Source organism: Intestinimonas sp. HCP28S3_D6 (assembly GCF_052065695.1).
GTDB lineage: Bacteria > Bacillota > Clostridia > Oscillospirales > Oscillospiraceae > Intestinimonas.
In genome coordinates this window covers 94,431-114,474 of sequence record NZ_JBQHTM010000003.1, presented here as the reverse complement: position 1 = coordinate 114,474, position 20,044 = coordinate 94,431, and the positions used below count along the sequence as shown (strand labels likewise).

Below are 20,044 nucleotides of genomic sequence, written 5' to 3'. Positions count from 1 at the left end.
CCGGCTGCGGCAGCATCGCCCAGGATGGAAGCCAGCGGCTTCCATCCTGACCGACGCTCTGATTAACTAAGTTCTACCGTGCAGGTGTCCAGCTTGCACTTGCAATTTGCGGTCTCTTTTTATCCCATCCATCCCATCAAAAGGAGGTCATGTGCTATGCCAAAACAGAAAACCGTCCCCGAACTGAAAGCCGAGCTCGCCGCCAATGAACGCAAGCTCACTCAGCTCCAACACAAAAAGCAGCAGCTTGAAAACCGCATCATCTACTACGAAAAAGGAGAACGACGCAAGCGGGCACACCACCTTATCACCCGTGGCGCAGCCATTGAAAGCGTCGTACCGCTGACAAAGGTTTTGACCGAAACTGAGTTTTATGCCTTTGCAGAAAAAGCTCTTGCCGTCCCGGAGGTCAAGGGCTTGCTCATGGAAGCGGTCAATGAACACAACCGGGCTGAACAGAAAGAGAGGTGTTGAGTATCGCACTATATCATTTTCATGTCACACAAATCAAGCGCAGCGCCGGACAGTCTGCTGTGGCTGCCGCCGCCTATCGCTCCGGCGAAAAGCTGCACAGCGAGTATTACGGTGAGGACAGCGACTACGCCAAAAAGGGCGGCGTAATCTGTTCCGAAATCCTGCTGCTGCCCCATGCCCCACCCTCTTTCGCTGATCGGGAAACCCTATGGAATGAAGTGGAGAGAGCGGAACGGGGAAAGAAAGCGCAGCTTGCATACAGCTTTGACATTGCTTTGCAGAACGAGTTTTCCATGCAGGAGAACATCGAGCTCGCAAGGCAATTTTTATTGGACAATTTCGTGAGCCGGGGTATGGTGGTGGACTTCTCTGTTCATTCCCCCGACAAGGAGAACGGCGGCATTTCAAATCCCCATTTTCATGTCATGTGTCCCATCCGGCCTATCCTGCCAAACGGGAAATGGGGCAACAAGCAGCGGCGGGAATATCTGTTGGACGAGCATGGCAACCGCATCCGTGACGAAGCAGGAAACTATGTATTCAATGCTGTACCGACTACCGATTGGGGCAGTCCCGACACCTTAGAGCATTGGCGGCAAGCATGGGCTGATCTGTGCAATCAGAAGTTTGCCGAGAAGGGTTTGGATTGCCGCATCGACCACCGTAGCTTTGAGCGTCAGGGGGTAGAGCAGATCCCCACCCAGCATGAGGGACCAACCGTCCGGGCGATGGAAGCCAAGGGCATCCGCACCGACAAGGGCGATCTCAACCGCTGGATCAGGAAAACCAATGCCATGCTCCGGGAGGCAAAATGGAAAATCGCCGCCCTGATCGACTGGCTGAAAGCTGTCAAAACCGAGCTTCCCAAGCCCCAGCCGCCGACGCTGGTGGAGCTTCTGTCCGCCTACTATGACAACCGTAACAAGGGCGCATACAGCGGCAAGGCCAGAATCGCAAATCTGAAAAAGCTGTCTGAGGCAGTCAGCTATCTGGAATCCAAGCATCTCTACACCGCTGACGATCTGGACACAGCGTTGCATACCATGCAGGGCAAAATCGACACGCTGAAAAAGTCTGCATTCGGGAAACAGGCCCGCATCAAGGAACTGGACGAGCTGCTTCGCATGGCGGATTACTACAAAGCTGGAAAGCCCGTTGCCGACAAGCTGAACACCATCCGCTTTGAAAAATCCCGCCAGAAGTATAAGTCCGAGCATGACGATACGCTTCGCCTATTCTACATGGCTGAGCGCAAACTGAAAGGACAGGTGGTGGACGGCAAGCTGCCCGCTGCCTCATGGCGTGCGGAAAAGGCCCGTCTGGAAACGGAGTACAGGGATTTGCAGACGGAGCTTACGCCCCTGTATGCCGACACAAAAAAGCTCTGGGCCATCCATTACAGCATCTATGAGGTGCAACATGAACAGGAGCGCCAGAACGCCGCTGTGCGGCAGAAAAAGCAAGAAATCGAACACTAATCTTTACACAAAATCAGGAGGTACTTATGAAACAGAAATCGCAATTTGAACACCTACTCGACCCGGAACTTTTGGAGGAAATCGAGGAATGGGAACAGCAGGAACACACCGAGCCGGAGGAATATTACTTCTCTAACCCCGATCCCTATTTCAAGCCCGCACCGTTGCCGCCCAACCATCCCAAACTCAATTTCTGGTTTGATGAGGACGGACACATTTGCGTGAAAAATCCATCCGCTTTCTGGCTGCCGGAGTTCACTTTACAGAAAGAGATTGGTGGCACGATCTACTCCGTCACAGGCAGCTATGACGGGACAGAAACGCTGGACAGAAAAATGGAGCGCATTATGGCTGAAAAGTTTACAGAAAAGTTGGAGGATTCCGAATGACAAATTCACAGACTCTTGGTACAATAGAAGCAACCAATCCTGTACTGGCAGTTGCCCCTTTGAAGGAGGAAACAGAAATGTTACGGGCAACTGACAAAATCACCGCACTCTATTGTCGCCTTTCCGTAGAGGATATGAATAAAAACGGCGGCAAAGAGGATGAATCGAACTCCATACAGAATCAAAAAATGATCCTGCTCCAGTACGCTAAAGAGAATCGCTTTCCTAACCCGACCTTTTTCGTGGACGACGGATACAGCGGCACGAACTATGACCGCCCTGGCTTCCAAGCCATGCTTGCGGAGATCGAAGCGGGACGGGTGGCAGTCTGTATCACCAAAGACCTATCCAGACTGGGACGAAATTCTTCGCTGACCGGGCTTTATATCAACTTCACTTTTCCGAAATACAATGTGCGATATATTGCCATCAACGACCACTTTGACACCATCGACCCCAACAGCACAGACAGCGATATTGCCGGTATCAAAAACTGGTTTAACGAGTTTTTCGCCAAGGACACCAGCCGCAAAATCCGGGCTGTGCAGAAAGCAAAGGGCGAGCGTGGTGTACCCCTGACAACCAATGTTCCGTTCGGTTATCGTAAAAACCCGGAGGACAAAACGAAATGGATCGTGGACGAAGCGGCGGCAATGGTAGTGAGGCGTATCTTCATGCTGTGCATGGAGGGCCGGGGGCCGATGCAGATCGCCAAGCTCTTGCAGGAGGAAAAGGTTCTGAATCCCACCGCATATAAGCGGCAGATCGGCATCAAGACTCCAAGCCCGGAAACCGCTAATCCCTACCATTGGAACACCAATACCGTTGTCCACATTCTGGAACGGCGGGAATACACAGGCTGTACGGTCAATTTCAAGACCTACACCAATTCGATCTGGGACAAGAAGCAGCGGGAAACGCCCCTTGAAAATCAGGCGGTTTTCTACGACACCCATCCGGCGATCATCGAGCAGGAAGTCTTTGACAAGGTGCAGGAGATCCGGCAGCAGCGTCACCGCAGAACGAAAACGGGCAAAAGTAGTCTGTTCTCTGGCATGGTCTACTGTGCCGACTGCGGAGCGAAAATGCGGTACTGCACCACCAACTACTTTGAGAAGCGGCAGGATCACTTTATATGCGCTAACTACCGCAGCAACACGGGAAGCTGTTCGGCTCACTTCATCCGGGCGGTTGTTCTGGAAGATTTGGTCTGGATGCACATGAAAGCGGTCATTTTCTATGTGACACGGTATGAGAAGCACTTCCGGGAGGTCATGGAGCAAAAGCTCCGCCTGTCCAGCGAGGAAGCCATCCGTGGACACAGAAAGCGTCTGGCACAGGCCGAAAAACGGTTGACGGAACTTGACCGCCTGTTTATCCGCATCTATGAGGACAATGTGGCAGGGCGTATCACGGATGAACGGTTCTCTATGATGAGCAAGACTTATGAGGATGAGCAGACGCAACTCAAAGTGGAAATTCAGAGCTTACAGCAGGAAATTGAAGTACAGGAACGACAGATTGAAAACTTGGAGCAGTTTATCCAGCGGGTACACAAATATGAGGATTTGCAGGAGCTTACCCCTTACGCTCTTCGGGAACTTGTCAAGGCGATCTACATTGAAGCCCCTGACAAGAGCAGCGGCAAGCGGCGGCAGAACATCCGCATTTCCTATGACCTTGTGGGCTTTATCCCGCTGAATGAACTTGTGAAAGAGGAAACGGCATGACCGAAGCCATGCCGTTTCTGCAAAAAACGATATTACTTTCTTACGACCCCCGCCCATTGCCGGAGGGCCTTTTTGTCATACCCAGCTGTCCTCGATCTCGTGCTTCTTCTCCCGAGTCATGAGCTCCTGGAGCACTACCTTGGGGTCCTTGCCATGGTAGAGCACCTCATAGGCCGCGGCGGCGATGGGCATTTCCACCCCCAGCTTGTCCGCCAGGGTCTTGGCGTTGGCGGCGGCGTAGTAGCCTTCCACCACCGCGCCGATCTCCTTGACGGCCTTGGCGGGCTCCATACCCTTTCCGATGAGGATGCCGCAGCGGCGGTTCCGGGAGTGCATGGAGGTGCAGGTGACGATGAGGTCGCCCACGCCGGCCAGACCGGCGAAGGTCTCCTTCCGTCCCCCCATGGCCACGCCCAGCCGAGCAATCTCGGTGAGGCCCCGGGTCATGAGGGCGGCCTTAGTATTGTCTCCGCAGCCCATGCCGTCACAGCAGCCGGCACACAGGGCGATAACGTTTTTCAGCGCGGCGGCCAGCTCCACGCCCGTCACGTCGTCGGAGGCGTAGACCCGGAACCGGGGGCTCATAAAGAGGTCCTGGACCAGCTCAGCGGCCTTCTGGTTCTTGGAGGCGGAGACCACCGCCGTGGGGACACCCCGGCCCACCTCCTCGGCATGGGAGGGACCAGACAGAGCCACCACCGGATAGTCCGGGCCCAGTTCCTCATGGATGGCCTCGGTGAGAGTGGTGGAGGTCTCCTTCTCGATGCCCTTGGACACCGACACTACCACGGTCCCCACCGTCAGGTGGGACGCCATCTGCCGCGCGGTACTCCGTACGGCGAAGGAGGGAGTGGCCAGGACTACCACGCCGCAGCCGGCAACGCAGTCCAGATCGGTGGTGAACTTGAGCTCCTTGGGAAGGGGCACACCCTTGAGCATGGGGTTCTCCCCTGTCTCCCGCAGGACTTTCGACTCCTCCTCTGAATAGGACCAGAGCGTCACATCATTTCCATTTTCTAAAAGCAGCATTGCAAGAGCTGTGCCCCAGCCGCCAGAACCAATGACAGCTACCTTCACGGTTATTTATACCCCCGTTTCCTTTTTCTTATGAAAGGTAAGCTTGTTCTCCTCACCTTTCAAAAGTCGACCGATATTGGTCCGATGTTTCCAGAGAATGAGGCCGCCGATCAAGATGGCCAGCAGGAGCAGGATCACATCATGATAGACAAACCAAGTGGCGAACGGAAAGGACGCTCCCGCCCAGCAGGAGCCAAGGGACACCCAGCGGGTCAGCGCGGTGAGAATCAGGAATCCTCCCCACACCACCAGGGCAATGCGCCAATCCAGCATGAGGGCAATGGTACCGCCGGAGAGGATACCCTTTCCGCCCTTGAACTGGAACATGCAGGGAAACATATGCCCCAGCAGGCAGAAGAGGCCGGCCCAATACTTACCCAGAACGGGACCCATCCAGCCGCCCACTACCGTACCGATGACCATCGTTCCGATCAAAACGGCGAGGATCGCCTTGAGAACGTCACAGAGGATGACCACAAAGGTCAGTCCGCCTCCGAACACCCGGTGGAAATTGGTGAGTCCAGCGTTGCCGCTGCCGTGGTTGCGGATGTCATTGCGCAGAATATACTTGGAGACGATGACTGCGCCATTGAAGCATCCAAGGAAGTAGGCAACTGCCGCCACCCCCAAGAATACTCCGGCCAGTAAAAGAAAGCCCTGAGAGACCTCTGAGTTCATTGGTGCCATCCGTCATTCCTCCTTATCGCCTTTCTGCCGGATGGTCAGCCGCACCGGCGTCCCCTCCAGGCCAAAGGTGGCTCTGATCTGGTTTTCGATATACCGCTGATAGGAGAAGTGGAAGAGCTGCGCGTCGTTGCAGAAGCAGACGAAGTGAGGGGGCTTCACGCCCACCTGGGTGATATAGAAGATCTTCAGCCGACGGCCCTTGTCCGTGGGAGGCTGGACCCGCTGGGTGGCGTCGGCCAGTAGGGTGTTGAGCATGCCGGTGGTGATACGCATGGCCGCCTGGTCGTTGACGTAGTTGATGAGCTCAAAGAGCCGGTTCACCCGCTGGCCGGTGAGGGCGGAGATAAAGACGATGGGGGCATAGGTCATGTAGGAGAGGTCCCGGCGGACCTCCTCTCGCATGCGGTCCATGGTCTTGTCGTCCTTCTCGATGGCGTCCCACTTATTGACCACGATGATGCAGGCCTTGCCCGCCTCGTGGGCTAGACCAGCCACCTTGGTGTCCTGCTCAGTAAGCCCCTCGTTGGCGTCGATGAGGATGAGACAGACGTCGCTGCGCTCGATGGCCATGGTGGCCCGGAGGACGGAGAACTTCTCGATGCGGTCGTCCACCTTGGACTTCTTCCGCATACCGGCGGTGTCGATGAAGAGGTACTTGCCCTGCTTGTTTTCAAAATAGCTGTCCACGGCGTCCCGGGTGGTGCCCGCCATGTTGCTGACGATGACCCGCTCCTCCCCCAGGATGCGGTTGATGAGGGAGGACTTGCCCACGTTGGGCTTGCCGATGACGGCTACCTTGATCACGTCGTCGGGGGTGTCGTCGGCCTCCTCCTCGGGGAAGTACTGCACGCAGGCGTCCAGCAGGTCGCCGGTGCCGTGACCGTGGACGGCGGAGACGGCGATGGGGTCCCCCAGGCCCAGGTTGTAGAACTCATAGATGTCCGGGTTGGTGGCGCCCACCTGGTCCATCTTGTTCACCGCCAGCACCACCGGCTTCCGGGACCTCAGGAGCATGTTGGCCACCTCCTGGTCAGAGGCGGTGAGGCCGGTCTTGATGTCGCAGAGGAAAATGATGACCGTGGCGTTCTGAATGGCGATCTCCGCCTGCTTGCGCATGAAGGTCAGGATCTCGCTGTCGGTACCGGGCTCGATGCCGCCGGTATCCACAATGTCGAAGGTATGGCCGCACCACTCCGCCTCGGCATAGAGCCGGTCACGGGTGACGCCGGGGGTGTCCTCCACGATGGAGAGGCGCTTGCCCACCAGTTTATTGAACAGCATGGACTTTCCCACGTTCGGGCGTCCAACGATGGCCACAAGAGGTTTCATTGGCGGCACATCCTTTCTATTGATACTCCTTACGGATTATAGCGGTAGTATTCCTCCTCCGGCGGGAGGGCAGAGCCGGTGTGCTCCACCGGCAGGCCGAAGATGGCGTCCACCAGGTCAAAGCCGCTCTCCTCGTCCAGGGGGATGATGGGGACACCCAGGGCGGCCTGGGCCTCTTCCACCGTCATATCGTCCAAAAATACCCGCTCCCCGGACCGGAGCATGTTGGCGGGGATATACAGCACCTCCCCCAGCTCCACCCCTTTGAGCTGCCCCACCAGGTCGGTACCGGTGATGAGTCCCGACACCGTGATGGTCTCGCCGAAGAAGCGGTTACGGATGGGATAGACCTTTCCCCTTATTTTATCGCATTTTTCCCGGCACATGTCAACGATTTCCTGCACAAAAGGCGCCGCTGACACACCGGTGGCCACGGAAAAGGCGGGGGGCGCAGCTCCGGGGTCCTGGTCCTCCAGAGCCATGGCCGCCTGGCTCAACAGCAGTCGCAGCATGCCCACGCCGTTCTCCAGCTGGGCCATGTCCTCATAATAGGACTTCTCCGGCAGCGTCCGGCCGGCGATGAGGTAGAACTCGTCGGAGCACCAGGCCAGGGCGGTGCCGTGTCCGGCCTGGAAGGCCCGGCCGAAGGCCTCCACCTGGTCGATCAGAGCGGCAGCCTGGTCCGGCGTATAGGGGTCGATATGACACAGGCCCTCCCGGAATTTGGTCACCCCCACCGGCACCACCGCCACACTGTTCACCCGGGGATAGAGCTCCCCCAGCTCCCGTAGGGTGCGATCCAGGGCGGGGCCGTCGTTGACGCCGGGGCAGGCCACCACCTGGCAGTTCATCTCGATCCCCGCCGCCGCCAGCCGCTTCATGACGTCCAGGCACTCCCCCGCCCGGGGATTTTTCAGCATAGCCGTGCGCAGCTCCGGGTCGGTGGCGTGGACGGAGATGTTCACCGGGCTCACCCGCAGGTCGCAGATCCGCTGGATCTCCCGGGGCGAGAGATTGGTGAGGGTAATATAGTTGCCCAGCAGGAAGGAGAGCCGGGCGTCGTCATCCTTGAAATAAAGGGTCTTCCGCATCCCCGGCGGCATCTGGTCCACAAAGCAGAAGATACACTGGTTGGCGCAGGAGCGGGCCCGATCCATGAGGTAGGTCTCAAAGTTGAGGCCCAGATCCTCCCCCTCCTCCTTGCGGAGCTTTACCGTCCGCCGCTGGCCATCCTCCCCCTGAAGGGTCAGGGTGAGCCTGGCGTCGTAGCCGTAAAACTTGTAGTCCAGCACGTCCACCACCCGGTGGCCGCTGATCTCCAGCAGAGTCTCCCCCGGGCGGACGCCTGCCCGCTCCGCCGGGCTGCCGCTGTCCACCGAACGTATTTTCGTGCTCACAGGCTCACATCCTTTTCTCTCGCACGCGCAGGCGCGTGTGAGAAAGAGAATACAGCCCGCGGCGTCGCACTCGCTTCGCTCGCACGCTTGCGGGCTGATCGGTGTTTTTCCCGATGCACATGTCATCGGAAAAAACAAATTCTATTTTCTTCCGCCGTCTGCGGACGGCGGAACTCTTCGAGGCTCCTGCATAACCGATGGCCTATTGCAGCTTTTTTGATCTTCCGCCGTTTCTTGCCTTATTGTACCCGAATTGCGGGCAAAAAGAAAGAGGGGTTGCCCCCTCATTTCTTTTTGCCTGTTTAGTTGGCCTTGGACTCGGTGGCCTCGACCTTGCCGAACTCACGGCCATTGTAAGTCATGCAGGACTTGCACAGCCGGTGAGGCAGGCGGTAAGCGCCGCACTTGGGGCACTTGTTGAGACCGGGGGTCTCCAGCTTCCACACGGAGCTCCGGCGCTTGTTCCGACGCTGCTTGGATACTTTAGACTTAGGGACTGCCATTTGTGACACCTCCTTGAATACCCTGCGCGGGTACTGCTAGTTTACTCGCTCTCTTTGTCCTCCAAAAGCTTGGCAAGTACTGCCAGCCGGGGGTCTACCTCGGGCTTGCACCGGCATGCTTCCACGTTGAGGTCAACGCCGCACCCGGGACAGATGCCCTTGCAGTCCTCTGAGCAGAGGTTCTTGCTATCCATTGCGAGGACGAACGCCGTGGTAGCCACGTCGTCCAGATCCACCTCGTCTCCGTCCAGCAGGACGATCTCGTCGTCGCTCCGCTCGTCGGCCAGCTCCTGGGCCAGCAGCGTTTCCAAGCGGACCGTCTTCTCCCGGGCGAACGGTTTGGCGCACCGGTCACAGACAAGATGGAGCGTGGTGGCGGCCGTTCCCTCCAGCACCAGCGCACCCGCCATGTTGCGGACCTGCCCGGTCACCTGGACCGGCTGGTCGATGGGGTGGGCACCGCCGAACTCCAGGTCGGAGAAATCCAACTCGTAGGAGAAGGGGCACACGCCTCCGGGCACGTTGATGATGTTCTTCAGGTTCAGTCGCATGGCACACCTCGCATAATGGCACGTCAAATATTATAGTCAAGAGTTCTGTCAATGTCAAATACTTTCTTCACTTTTTTTCTGAAATATGATAGAGTGTATGCAACTACCACAATCGGGAGGTCCCCATGAGAGAGTTTACCGTGACAAAAAACGACGCCGGGCAGCGTCTGGACCGCTGGCTGGGCAAGACCCTGCCCCTCCTCCCCGCTCCCCTGGCCCAGAAATACATCCGTCTCAAGCGGGTGAAGCTCAACGGAAAGGGGGCCAAGCGGGACACCCGCCTGGCGGTGGGCGACCTTCTCCAGCTCTACATCAACGACGAGTTCTTTGACGCCCCCGCCCCCGAAAACGCCTTCCTCTCCGTCTTCAAGCCCCAGCTGGACATCGTCTATGAGGACGAGCACATCCTCCTGGTGAACAAGCGCCCCGGCCTGCTGGTCCACCCCGACCAGGGGGAGTACGTCAACACCCTCATCACCCACATCCAGGCCTACCTTTATCAGAAAAAGGAGTGGGACCCCCGTCAGGAACACTCCTTCACCCCCGCCCTGTGCAACCGCATCGACCGGAACACCGGCGGCATCGTCATCGCCGCCAAGACCGCCGAGGCCCTGCGTATCATGAATCAGAAGATCAAGGACCGAGAGATCGAAAAGTATTATCTGTGTGCCATCCATGGCCGCATGAACCCGCCCGAGGGCAAGCTGGAGGGCTTTCTCTCCAAGGACGAGAGCAAAAACCAGGTCACCGTCCACAAGACGCCGGTGCCCGGCGGGCGGACCGCCGTCACCCTCTACAAGACCCTGAGGGTACAAAATGGGCTCTCCCTGGTGGAATGCGAGCTCATCACCGGCCGCACCCATCAGATCCGAGCTCAGTTTGCCGCCGCCGGCCATCCCCTCCTGGGCGACGGCAAGTACGGCCGCAACCGGGACAACAAGCGCTATGACCGGAAGTTTCAGGCACTCTGGTCCTATAAATTGGTCTTTTCCTTCACCACCGACGCCGGCGTTTTGGAGCCCCTCAACGGAAAAAGCTGGCAGGTGGAACAGGTTGATTTTGTAGAGGAATATTTCCCCCGATCCCCCCGCAAAAATACCCCTTAAAATTACAGGAAATCCATTGACATTTCAGGGGAGACATTATATATTGTACCTTGCTATTTTCCGTCGGAATCTGGCCATCATTTGGAGAGGAGGGTGATAAATGTCCAAGGAGCTCATCCGTTTGACGGACTGCGTCATGTCTTACGACGATGACATTGTACTGGATCATTTAAACCTCTATATCAATGACAAGGAATTCCTCACGCTGCTGGGTCCCAGCGGGTGCGGCAAGACGACCACCCTGCGTATCATCGGTGGTTTTCTCACCCCCACCTCTGGCGACGTTTTTTTTGACGGCGTGAGGATTAATGATGTTCCCCCCCACAAACGGGCGGTGAACACCGTATTCCAGAAATATGCCCTGTTCCCCCACCTGAATGTATTCGAGAACGTGGCGTTCGGCCTTCGTCTGGGCAGCACCGAGACCAGCCAGGTCAACGGCAAGCCGGTTACCCGCAAGGTGAAGATTCCCGAGGCGGAGATCCGCCGCCGGGTCATGGAGATGCTGGAAATTGTCAACCTCAAGGGCTTTGAAAAGCGCTCTATCTCGGCCCTGTCCGGCGGTCAGCAGCAGCGGGTGGCCATCGCCCGGGCTCTGGTGAACCAGCCCAAGGTGCTCCTTCTGGACGAACCCCTCGGCGCCCTGGATATGCGCCTGCGAAAAGATATGCAGAACGAGCTCAAACGCATCCAGCAGGAAATGGGCATCACCTTTATCTACGTGACCCACGACCAGGAAGAAGCCCTGGCCATGAGCGACACGGTAGTAGTCATGGATGGAGGCCGTATACAACAGATCGGTACCCCTGAGGACATTTATAACGAACCCAAAAACGCCTTTGTGGCCGACTTTATCGGCGAGTCCAACATCATCGACGGCATCATGCGCGCCGACGGGGTGGTGGAGATCTTCAACCGGAAGTTCCAGTGCCTGGACAAGGGCTTTGCCAAGGACGAGCCGGTGGACGTGGTTATCCGACCCGAGGACGTGGATATCGTGGACGAGGCCAGCGGGCAGCTGAAGGGCACGGTCACTTCTGTCACCTTCAAAGGCGTTCACTACGACACCATCGTGGACTTCTACGGCTTCAAGTGGCTTATCCAGACCACCGACTTCTGTCCCGTGGACAGCCACATCGGCATCAAGATCGATCCCGACGGCATCCACGTCATGAAGAAGAGCGCCTATTCCGGTATGTTCGGCGACTATTCCTCCTATTCCGAGGAATATGATGAGATCGGCGATGTAGACTACGACCCTGAACAGGAGGAGAGCTTCCGGGAGGACGGCCATGAAGAAGAGTAAGCGCCCCCTCCTGGCCATCCCCTATGTGGTCTGGATGGCCCTTTTTGTTGTCGCCCCTATCATCATGGTGGTGATCTACGCTTTCAGCACCGCCAGCGGCGGCTTTACCCTGGATAATTTTGCCCGGATGGGAACCTATACCGTCATCTTTACCCGCTCCTTCAAACTGGCCATTATCGCTACCTTCGTCTGTCTCCTCATCGGCTATCCCCTCTCCTATATCATGGCCAAGGAGGGTCCCCGGTTCCAGCGGGTGGGCATGATGCTTATCATGCTCCCCATGTGGGTCAACTTTCTGCTGCGGACCTACTCTTGGATGTCCATCCTGGAGAAAAACGGTCTTATCAACCAGTTCTTCTCCGCCATCGGGCTCTTTGACCTTATCAATGCCATTTTCGGCACCGACATCCAGTACTTCCACATGATCGGTACCCAGGGCGCCGTAGTACTGGGCATGGTCTACAACTACCTGCCCTTCATGATCCTACCCATCTACTCGGTCATCGTCAAGCTGGACAATTCCCTGCTGGAGGCAGCCCGGGATTTGGGGGCTAACTCCACCGCTGTCTTTCGGAAGGTGATCTTTCCCCTGTCCCTTCCCGGTATCCTCTCCGGTGTGACCATGGTGTTCGTCCCCTCGGTGTCCACCTTCGCCATCTCCCGCCTGCTGGGCGGCGGCACCCAGATGCTGCTGGGCGATCTCATCGAGCAGCAGTTTTTGGGCGGAGCCTATAACCCCCACCTGGGCAGCGCCATCGCCCTGGTGATGATGCTCATCGTGATCGTCTGTATGTGGGTCATGAACCACTTCGGCGAGGGCGAGGAACAGGCGGTGTTGCTATGAGTCTGCAAAAGAAAAACGGTTTCATGAACCGGCTGTTCATGGGCCTGGTCTTTCTCTTCCTGTACGCTCCCATCCTCCTGCTCATCGTCTTCTCCTTCAACTCCGGCAACAGCAGCGTGGTCTGGAAGGGCTTCTCCCTCCACTGGTATGTGGAGCTCTTTCAGGACCGGTTGATCATGCAGAGTATCTACACCACCCTGCTGGTCTCCCTGTTGGCCACCGCCATCGCCACTGTGGCGGGTACCTTTGCCTCCATCGGCTTCTATGCCATGCGCCGCCGGTGGCGGGACCCCCTGATGACGGTGAACTCCATCCCCATGATGAACGCCGATATCGTTACCGGCGTCAGCCTGTGCCTGCTCTTTGTGGCGGTTTTCGGCTTCTGGAACGAGTTTGCCGAAAACTACCGCATCACCTTCAGCCTGTTCGGCGAGGTCTACCGCGTCACCTTTCCCAGGCTCACCCTGGGCTTTGGCACTCTGCTCATCGCCCACATCACCTTCAACATCCCCTATGTCATCCTGTCGGTGGGCCCCAAGCTGCGGCAGATGGACAAGAACCTGGTGGACGCCGCCCAGGATCTGGGCTGCACCTGGTTCCAGGCTTTTTGGAAGGTCATCCTGCCTGAGATCATGCCTGGCATCGTCTCCGGCGCCCTCATCGCCTTCACCATGAGCGTGGACGACTTCGTCATCTCCTACTTCACTGCCGGCTCTGCTACCTCCACCCTGGCCATGGCCATCTACGGCATGACCAAGAAGCGGGTGAGTCCGGAGATCAACGCCGTATCTACTCTGCTTTTTGTGACGGTGCTCACTCTGCTGGTCATCGTCAACGTCCGGGAGGCCCGGGCGGAAAAGGCCGCCGCCGCACAGCGGTTCGACTGAGGTCTTTTGGCCCAAAGGGCCTGAAGATAAAATCACCTATTCAACTGGAGGAATGATCAATTGAAGAAACTCGTAGCCTTGACCCTCGCCGGTTCCCTGACGATGGGCCTGTTCCTGACCGGCTGCTCCGTGGAGCAAGTGAGCACCGACACCAGCACGCCAGTCAGCAGCGGCAGTGAAGGCAGCGCCAATACCGGTGACCGCGTGCTCAATGTGTGCAATTGGGGCGAATACATCGACGAAGACCTGATCACTCAATTCGAGGAGAAGACGGGGATCAAGGTCAACTATCAGACCGCTGAGAGCAACGAGGCCCTGTACTCCCTGCTCAAGAGCGGCGGTGCCAACTATGATGTCATCTGCCCTTCTGACTATATGATCTCCCAGCTCATCGAGGAGGATATGCTCCAGCCCCTGGACTACAGCAAGATCCCCAACTTTGAGAAGATCGACGCCCGGTTCAAGAACCTGTCCTACGACCCCGAGAACCTCTACACCGTCCCCTACACCTGGGGCACCCTGGGCATCATCTACAACACCACTATGGTGGATGAGCCCATCACCAGCTGGTCCGCCATGTTCGACGAGAAGTACGCCGGTGACGTGCTCCTCATCAACAATTCCCGGGACGCCCTGGGCATGGCCCTCTACTACCTGGGCTACTCCGTGAACACCACCGATGAGACCCAGATCCGGGAGGCCTTCCAGCTCCTCTCTGACGCCGTGTCCAAGGGTGTCTACCAGGGCAAGGTTATGGACGAGGTGTTCCAGAAGATGGAGCAGGGCAACGCCGCCATCGCCACCTACTATGCCGGCGACTACCTGACCATGCGGGAGAACAACCCCGACCTGGCCTACGTGGTCCCCGAGGAGGGCTCCAACTGGTTCGTGGACGCCATGTGCATCCTCAAGGACGCCCAGAACGTGGACGAGGCCCACGAGTGGATCAACTTCCTGGCCTCCACCGAAGCCAACCTGGCCAACATGGACTACATCTGGTACGCCTCCCCCAATACCGAGGCTCTGGAGCAGTATCCCGCCTACTATGAGGAGACCTACGGCGAGCCCCTGGACATGGAACTCTATGAGATCATGGCCGCTCCTCAGGAGGTGCTGGACCGCTGCGAGTCCTACCTTGTCCTCCCCGAGGCCACCCGCACCCTCTACAACGATCTGTGGATCGAGCTGGGCCTTTGAGCCGACCTCTCACACACAAAGGAGACATCCCTCGGGATAGTTCCCATAGGTACACTATCTGAACCATGCGGATTGTCAGGCACACAGGCGGACAGCGGAAGCTGTCTGCCTGTTGTGTTTTATGCCAGCAATCGCTTGATTTTTTCGATATCCGTGATCTGCTTTGTGATGTTTGGCGCGTGCTCCCCCTCCTGCATGGGACTGTCCACACTGCCGATGTCCCGGTAGACAATCCGGACGCTCTGCCCTGCGGAGCGGGAATGCTTTTTGCTCCGCTCGCCCACCTCGATCCGCTGGATAAAGAGCCGCAGCAGCTCCGGCGTCAGTTCGTCAATGCTGGTGTACCGCTTGGCCTTCTCAATGAAGGCGTCCACATTGGCGGCTGAGGCTTTGAGCTTCTCCAACTGTTCCTCTTTCTCTGCGATAGCAACGGACAGATTTTTTTGCTCGGCATTGTAGTCCGCGGAGAGCATACGGAACTGTTCATTGGTCACCCGGCCCAGGACATTGTCCTCGTAGAGCCGCTTGAACAACACGGACAGCTCGTCATACCTCCGACGCATGGAATCCAGTTCCTTTTGCAGGCGGTTGATCTCCCGGCGCAGCTCGGCGGTGTTTTTCTGGTTGATATACTGGGCGAACTGCCGCTCCTTCATCCGTGCGAAGTGGGTGACCCTGCGCAGGTCATCCAGCACGATGGCTTTCAGATCCGCCTCCCGGATCTGGTGGGGCGAGCAGGCGGTTTTCCCGCGCTTACTGTAGGTGGAGCACCGGAAATAGTACTGATCCTCCCGCATCTTCTCGGTCCGACAGAGCACCATGTATTTGCCGCAGTCAGCGCAGTAGACCAATCCGGAGAACAGATTCGGTTCCTCCATGTGCTTGGGCGGCCGCCGCTTGTGCTCCCGCACATCCTGCACGATCTCCCAGACCTCCCTGGAGATGAGCGGTTCATGGGTGTTCTCCACGAGGATCTGCTCACTCTCCGGTTTCTGGATCTGCTTCTTGTTTTTGTAGGACAGCGTTGTTTTTTTCATATTGAGCGTGTGCCCGATGTAGACCTTGTTTTCCAGAATTTTGGCCACGGTTCTGCCGGACCAGGTGTAGGGACGGGTGGTATCCAGGTTGGTGCAGGCCGCTCCGGTAGCCTGGTAGTACTGATTGGTGGGATTCAGCACCTGCTCTCGAGTCAGGATTCTGGCGATCTGGTTCGGTCCCTTTCCCGACGCGCACAGGTCGAAGATCCGGCGCACAATGGGGGCGGTTTCCTCATCGGGGATGATCTCCTTGGAATCCTTGTCCTTCTTCTTATAGCCGTAGGGCGGTTTGCCGCCCAGCCGCTCTCCGCGCTCCGCCTGCATTTTCTTGATGGCGCGTACTTTCTTACTGGTGTCCTTGGCGTGGAGTTCGTTGGCCCAGTTACGGATAGGATTAAAGTCATTGCTACTCTCCACCAGGGAATCTACGCCGTCGTTGACCGCGATGAAGCGGACACCCTTCTCCGGGAAGTAGATCTCCGTGTACTGTCCCACCTGAAGGTACTCACGCCCCAGGCGGCTGAGATCCTTGACGATGAGGGTCTCCACTTCGCCGCGCTCGATCATCTCCACGATTTTCTTCCATGCGGGGCGGTCGAAGCTGGTGCCCGAGTATCCGTCGTCGGCCAGGAAGAGGGTATTCTCAAATCCATTGTCGGCCGCGTACCGTTCGAGGAAGAGTTTTTGATTGTGGATGGAGTTTGACTCACCCTGCCGCTCATCCTCCTGACTGAGCCGTCCGTATAAAATATTGTATTTCTGGCTTGCCATAATATTTGTAACCTCCTATTCCTCTGGGGCAAGCCGGTATGGGATACGAACAGTATACCCCACCGGCCCGCACAAGTCTACGGGAACCTTACGCACTGTGGGCTTCCTTGTTTAAATCCGCGTCAATGAGCGAGAGTAGCTTATCTGTGGGCGTGGCCGTGGCATCCACAGGAAACACAGAGGTCACATGAAAGACCTTCCCGCCAATGAGCATCTCCCTCTGGTTGATGATGTGATCGTCCTGGTGCTGATAGCAGGTATCGCGAAAGCTGGTCAGCACCTCGCCGCTTTCCGTTTCCTGCAGCATCGCTTCGCCGGGATCGTATCCGCCCAGCATGCCGGTGTCACGGTATTCCTCATATGCCTTTTTCATGGCACTCCTTTCCCCCGAAACCAAGTCGGGCAACAAAAACAGCAGACCGTCACATGGTCTGCTGCCAGGTTTGTTCTTCTTCGTGATCGTCCTCCTTGTGGCCAAGGGCAACTTTCTTTTGCCGTTCCTTCCGGAGCGTTTTTCGGTCCGCATGCTGGTGCACGGTGGTGGCGTCCCTCACGGGATCAGCAGTTTGACCGCGCTCCAGAGAGCGGCCAAGCCGGACCAGATCACCTGCAAGACCACCATCCCCACCATGGTCCCCAGCAAAATCAGGGCCAGCCATATCAGCACCGACAGCGCCGTTGCCAGACTGGGCGGCGAAACAGAACTTTCTTTCTTCTTCCCAGCCTGTCGCAGCAGCCGCTGTACTTCCGCCACATCCCGCGCCAGCGCCTCCATCTGCGCCTGGGTGGGGCACGGCTCCCTCCGGCTGGAAGCCTCCCGCAGAAGGGCTGTCTGGGCCTCCGTGTGCCGCTCCAGATTCTCCAGGGCGTTGCTCTGCTCTGTCGTCACCCGATACAATGCGCTGATCATCCGCAGCAGATCGTCCCACTCCTCCTTGCTGGGACCGGCCTGGGCGGGTGTCGGCTGCGGAGCGTTCCTCCGCTTCAATTCCTCCATGGACAATCTCCGCTCGGATTCTAAACTCATGTTCCATGACCTCCTTGGTGTATTTTTCCTCGTGGAGCCGGTCATCCCGGCACTTCATTCCCGTGGGCGTGGTGTAGATGATGTTCTTCCGGCTGTCCGTCCACCGCACCTGATACCCCTCACTCTCCATCAGAGAGATGAATTCCTCCTTGCTGGCAGCATACCGCATGCACTGGTCGATGGTGTTCATGAGCCGGAACTTCCAGCTCTCGCCCTTGGCGGCGGAGCGGTACTCCCTGGCGCTCATCCGCTTTTGCTTGACCTGCTTCTGCGGCGGCGGAAGGATCTCCAAACCGTGGGCAGCGCAGATTTCATCGTTGGCCATCCGGTGGGCCTGCAGGTCGGCGGCACTCTGGTGGAGCTTCTTACCATCCTGGAAGCTGACGCTGTTTACCACCAGGTGGCTGTGGAGATGGTCGGTGTCGATGTGGGTCGCCACCAATACCTCGAAGTTAGGGAACTCACGCTGGACCAGTTCCAGCGCAATGGCGTGGGCCTCCTGGGGCGTCAGTTCGTCCGTCTCCGCGAAGGACTGGACGAAGTGGTAGTACTGCCGCCCGTCCGTTTTCCGGTACCGCTCCTTGGTAAGCTGCATCTCGGAGAGGACAGACTGGGCGGTGCAGTTCCAGCCGGTCACCAATCGCTGTCCTTCCCACAGAGTCTTTTCGTCCTGCTGTGTGTACCGCAGCACACCGCCCAGCGCGCCCCGGCCTCCGCCTCGGTTCTTGACAGCGGTGAAGGTTGCCATCTCAAGTCACCTCCCGCAACAGCTCTCGGAGCTGTTCATAGATTTTTGCATAGTTCTCCGCCAGCGCCTCTCCTTTGACCACCGTCACCCGCCCCATGTTGGTCAGGGTGGTGAGCTGATTCAGGCTCCGCCCCTGGGCCTTCAGTTCAGACAGCACCTGCTCCAGCCCTTCCACCCGCACGATCTCTTTTCCCAATCCGCTGTAGCACAGGTAATCGGTGACCGTCAGACCGGCGGCCTTGGCTCGTTCCCGGATGGCTTCCTTCACACGGGGCGTCACCCGCATGGTGATGATCTCACTCTTTTTTATTCTCTGCATGGCTCCTCCTTTTCCCCCGCAGGGGCCGGGTACGGGGCAGCGCCCCGAAACTGTGCGCGGCGTATAGCCGGGCGCGATGCTTGCCCTCCCCGAAGGGAGGACTCCCTCTCCACGGCCCCCGCCGGGCCCTCTTCAGACGGCTGGTCAACGACAACAGGGGCGATAGGGACGATTTCTCCGGCACCCTCCAAATCGACACTATCGGCACGATTCAGCTCGATTACACGCTTGCCGTTGCTTCGGCGGACCACTGCAGCAATTCCGTTCTTCCTTAGGGCCTCAACGCTTTGCAGGATCATCCTTGAAATCTTTTTGGGCGTTACCCCTTCAGACTTATCAGGGTCGATCTTTTCGGAGAGTTCCGTGGGAGTGCCGATAAATATTGTTCTGCTGCTCATAAATGCAGAGAGGAGAACGACGATCCGATCCTCACGCAGCACGGGTTCTTCTCTGCTGTCCGAAACCAACTCCCACACATTTTCACCGCCGCGTTCCAATTCCAGCTCCCGGTATTCGATGTCCCGGCCCACGCAGGTCAGTCTGGCCCTGCCGCTGCCCCGCTTTTCTTCCACCAGCGTGAAGCTGGAATCCACTGCACCGCTGATAGCGGTGGTGCCAGAGATCCGATGGAACACATCTTCCGCCTTTTCTTTCCGCAGATGGTGGATGAGCAGGATGGCAATGCCGTGCTTGTCCGCCAGCCGCTTGAGCACAGACAGATCCCGGTAGTCATTGGCGTAGGTGGCGTCGTGGATCGGACGGACCATCTGCAGGGTGTCAATGATGACCAGCACGGTGTCGGGGTGTGCGGCGATAAATGCGTCCACCTGTTCCTCCAACCCTTGGCCGATGAGGACGCACTCCGTGCAGAAGTGGACGCTGTCTGGTGCATCCTCAGTGATTTCAAAGAGTCGATTCTGGATGCGGAGAACGGAATCCTCCAGACAGAGATAGAGCGTGGTGCCCTGCTTGGTGGTCATGTTCCAGACAGGTTCTCCCTTAGCCACCGTCACCGCCAGCCACAGAGCAAGCCAGGACTTGCCCACCTTTGGTGAGCCTGCCAAGATGTGCAGGCCCTGAGAGATCAGGGTGTCCACCACAAAATTGGGCGGCTCCAGCGGACGATCCATCAGGGTTCTGCCGTCCACTGTGATGAGGGGATGGTTCATTTTGTTGTTCATGTTTGG

The 20,044-nt window shown here is 57.6% G+C and carries 20 protein-coding genes; 9 read left to right on the top strand and 11 right to left on the bottom strand.

Going from position 1 to position 20,044, the window contains the following annotated elements; translation table 11 throughout:
* Nucleotides 1-156: 156 nt before the first annotated feature.
* The 4 genes from ACTNBK_RS02205 to ACTNBK_RS02190 all read left to right on the top strand — a co-directional run bounded on the left by ACTNBK_RS02205 (nt 157) and on the right by ACTNBK_RS02190 (nt 4,071).
* Nucleotides 157-474: a DUF3847 domain-containing protein gene (locus ACTNBK_RS02205; protein WP_441143202.1), complete on the top strand. Its 318-nt coding sequence runs from the start codon at nt 157-159 to the stop codon at nt 472-474.
* 2 nt (nt 475-476) lie between these two features.
* A complete protein-coding gene (mobQ, locus tag ACTNBK_RS02200; protein WP_441143208.1) occupies nt 477-1,952 on the top strand; it encodes a MobQ family relaxase in 1,476 nt (491 codons plus the stop codon).
* A 26-nt stretch (nt 1,953-1,978) separates the two neighbouring features.
* Complete coding sequence (locus ACTNBK_RS02195) at nt 1,979-2,341, top strand: hypothetical protein (protein ID WP_441143200.1); 363 nt, start codon at nt 1,979-1,981, stop codon at nt 2,339-2,341.
* 77 nt (nt 2,342-2,418) lie between these two features.
* Nucleotides 2,419-4,071 carry a recombinase family protein gene (locus ACTNBK_RS02190; RefSeq protein ID WP_441143198.1) on the top strand — a complete coding sequence of 551 codons (1,653 nt, stop codon included), beginning with the start codon at nt 2,419-2,421 and terminating at the stop codon, nt 4,069-4,071.
* Between the two features lie 75 nt (nt 4,072-4,146).
* Here the strand turns inward: ACTNBK_RS02190 and ACTNBK_RS02185 are convergent, their stop codons facing one another.
* The 6 genes from ACTNBK_RS02185 to ACTNBK_RS02160 all read right to left on the bottom strand — a co-directional run bounded on the left by ACTNBK_RS02185 (nt 4,147) and on the right by ACTNBK_RS02160 (nt 9,615).
* Nucleotides 4,147-5,148, bottom strand: coding sequence for an NAD(P)H-dependent glycerol-3-phosphate dehydrogenase (locus tag ACTNBK_RS02185; RefSeq protein WP_441143197.1), 1,002 nt, complete (start codon nt 5,146-5,148; stop codon nt 4,147-4,149).
* A gap of 6 nt (nt 5,149-5,154) precedes the next feature.
* Nucleotides 5,155-5,835: a glycerol-3-phosphate acyltransferase gene (locus ACTNBK_RS02180; RefSeq protein WP_441143195.1), complete on the bottom strand. Its 681-nt coding sequence runs from the start codon at nt 5,833-5,835 to the stop codon at nt 5,155-5,157.
* 3 nt (nt 5,836-5,838) lie between these two features.
* Nucleotides 5,839-7,164: a ribosome biogenesis GTPase Der gene (der, locus tag ACTNBK_RS02175; protein WP_441143193.1), complete on the bottom strand. Its 1,326-nt coding sequence runs from the start codon at nt 7,162-7,164 to the stop codon at nt 5,839-5,841.
* A 29-nt stretch (nt 7,165-7,193) separates the two neighbouring features.
* A complete protein-coding gene (locus ACTNBK_RS02170) occupies nt 7,194-8,561 on the bottom strand; it encodes a DUF512 domain-containing protein (protein ID WP_441143191.1) in 1,368 nt (455 codons plus the stop codon).
* Nucleotides 8,562-8,863: 302 nt separating this feature from the next.
* Nucleotides 8,864-9,064: a 50S ribosomal protein L32 gene (rpmF, locus tag ACTNBK_RS02165; protein WP_130849259.1), complete on the bottom strand. Its 201-nt coding sequence runs from the start codon at nt 9,062-9,064 to the stop codon at nt 8,864-8,866.
* A 41-nt stretch (nt 9,065-9,105) separates the two neighbouring features.
* Nucleotides 9,106-9,615: a YceD family protein gene (locus ACTNBK_RS02160; protein ID WP_441143189.1), complete on the bottom strand. Its 510-nt coding sequence runs from the start codon at nt 9,613-9,615 to the stop codon at nt 9,106-9,108.
* A 125-nt stretch (nt 9,616-9,740) separates the two neighbouring features.
* Between ACTNBK_RS02160 and ACTNBK_RS02155 the strand changes: the two genes are divergently transcribed.
* From ACTNBK_RS02155 to ACTNBK_RS02135, 5 genes are all read left to right on the top strand, one after another.
* Nucleotides 9,741-10,721, top strand: a complete 981-nt coding sequence (locus tag ACTNBK_RS02155) for an RluA family pseudouridine synthase (RefSeq protein ID WP_441143187.1) — start codon at nt 9,741-9,743, stop codon at nt 10,719-10,721.
* Between the two features lie 100 nt (nt 10,722-10,821).
* On the top strand, nt 10,822-12,027 hold the full coding sequence (locus tag ACTNBK_RS02150; protein ID WP_441143185.1) for an ABC transporter ATP-binding protein: 1,206 nt from the start codon (nt 10,822-10,824) through the stop codon (nt 12,025-12,027).
* Nucleotides 12,014-12,871 carry an ABC transporter permease gene (locus ACTNBK_RS02145; protein ID WP_441143183.1) on the top strand — a complete coding sequence of 286 codons (858 nt, stop codon included), beginning with the start codon at nt 12,014-12,016 and terminating at the stop codon, nt 12,869-12,871. Before ACTNBK_RS02150 ends, ACTNBK_RS02145 begins: the two co-directional genes overlap by 14 nt.
* Nucleotides 12,868-13,758 (top strand): ABC transporter permease, encoded by an 891-nt coding sequence (locus tag ACTNBK_RS02140; RefSeq protein WP_441143181.1) that lies wholly within the window; start codon nt 12,868-12,870, stop codon nt 13,756-13,758. The genes ACTNBK_RS02145 and ACTNBK_RS02140 overlap by 4 nt, the downstream gene beginning before the upstream one ends.
* A 60-nt stretch (nt 13,759-13,818) precedes the next feature.
* Entirely contained in the window at nt 13,819-14,955 is a 1,137-nt protein-coding gene (locus ACTNBK_RS02135; protein WP_441143179.1) for an ABC transporter substrate-binding protein, read from the top strand.
* 119 nt (nt 14,956-15,074) lie between these two features.
* Here the strand turns inward: ACTNBK_RS02135 and ACTNBK_RS02130 are convergent, their stop codons facing one another.
* The 5 genes from ACTNBK_RS02130 to ACTNBK_RS02110 form a co-directional block, all read right to left on the bottom strand.
* Nucleotides 15,075-16,763, bottom strand: a complete 1,689-nt coding sequence (locus ACTNBK_RS02130) for a recombinase family protein (RefSeq protein WP_441143177.1) — start codon at nt 16,761-16,763, stop codon at nt 15,075-15,077.
* An 88-nt stretch (nt 16,764-16,851) separates the two neighbouring features.
* Complete coding sequence (locus ACTNBK_RS02125; RefSeq protein WP_441143175.1) at nt 16,852-17,136, bottom strand: hypothetical protein; 285 nt, start codon at nt 17,134-17,136, stop codon at nt 16,852-16,854.
* 49 nt (nt 17,137-17,185) lie between these two features.
* The gene (locus ACTNBK_RS02120) at nt 17,186-18,538 is read right to left on the bottom strand and encodes a relaxase/mobilization nuclease domain-containing protein (protein WP_441143173.1); all 1,353 of its coding nucleotides are present in this window, start codon (nt 18,536-18,538) and stop codon (nt 17,186-17,188) included.
* 1 nt (nt 18,539) lies between these two features.
* The gene (locus ACTNBK_RS02115) at nt 18,540-18,857 is read right to left on the bottom strand and encodes a plasmid mobilization protein (RefSeq protein WP_441143171.1); all 318 of its coding nucleotides are present in this window, start codon (nt 18,855-18,857) and stop codon (nt 18,540-18,542) included.
* Nucleotides 18,845-20,038, bottom strand: a complete 1,194-nt coding sequence (locus ACTNBK_RS02110; RefSeq protein ID WP_441143169.1) for an AAA family ATPase — start codon at nt 20,036-20,038, stop codon at nt 18,845-18,847. The genes ACTNBK_RS02115 and ACTNBK_RS02110 overlap by 13 nt, the downstream gene beginning before the upstream one ends.
* Between the last annotated feature and the right edge of the window lie 6 nt (nt 20,039-20,044).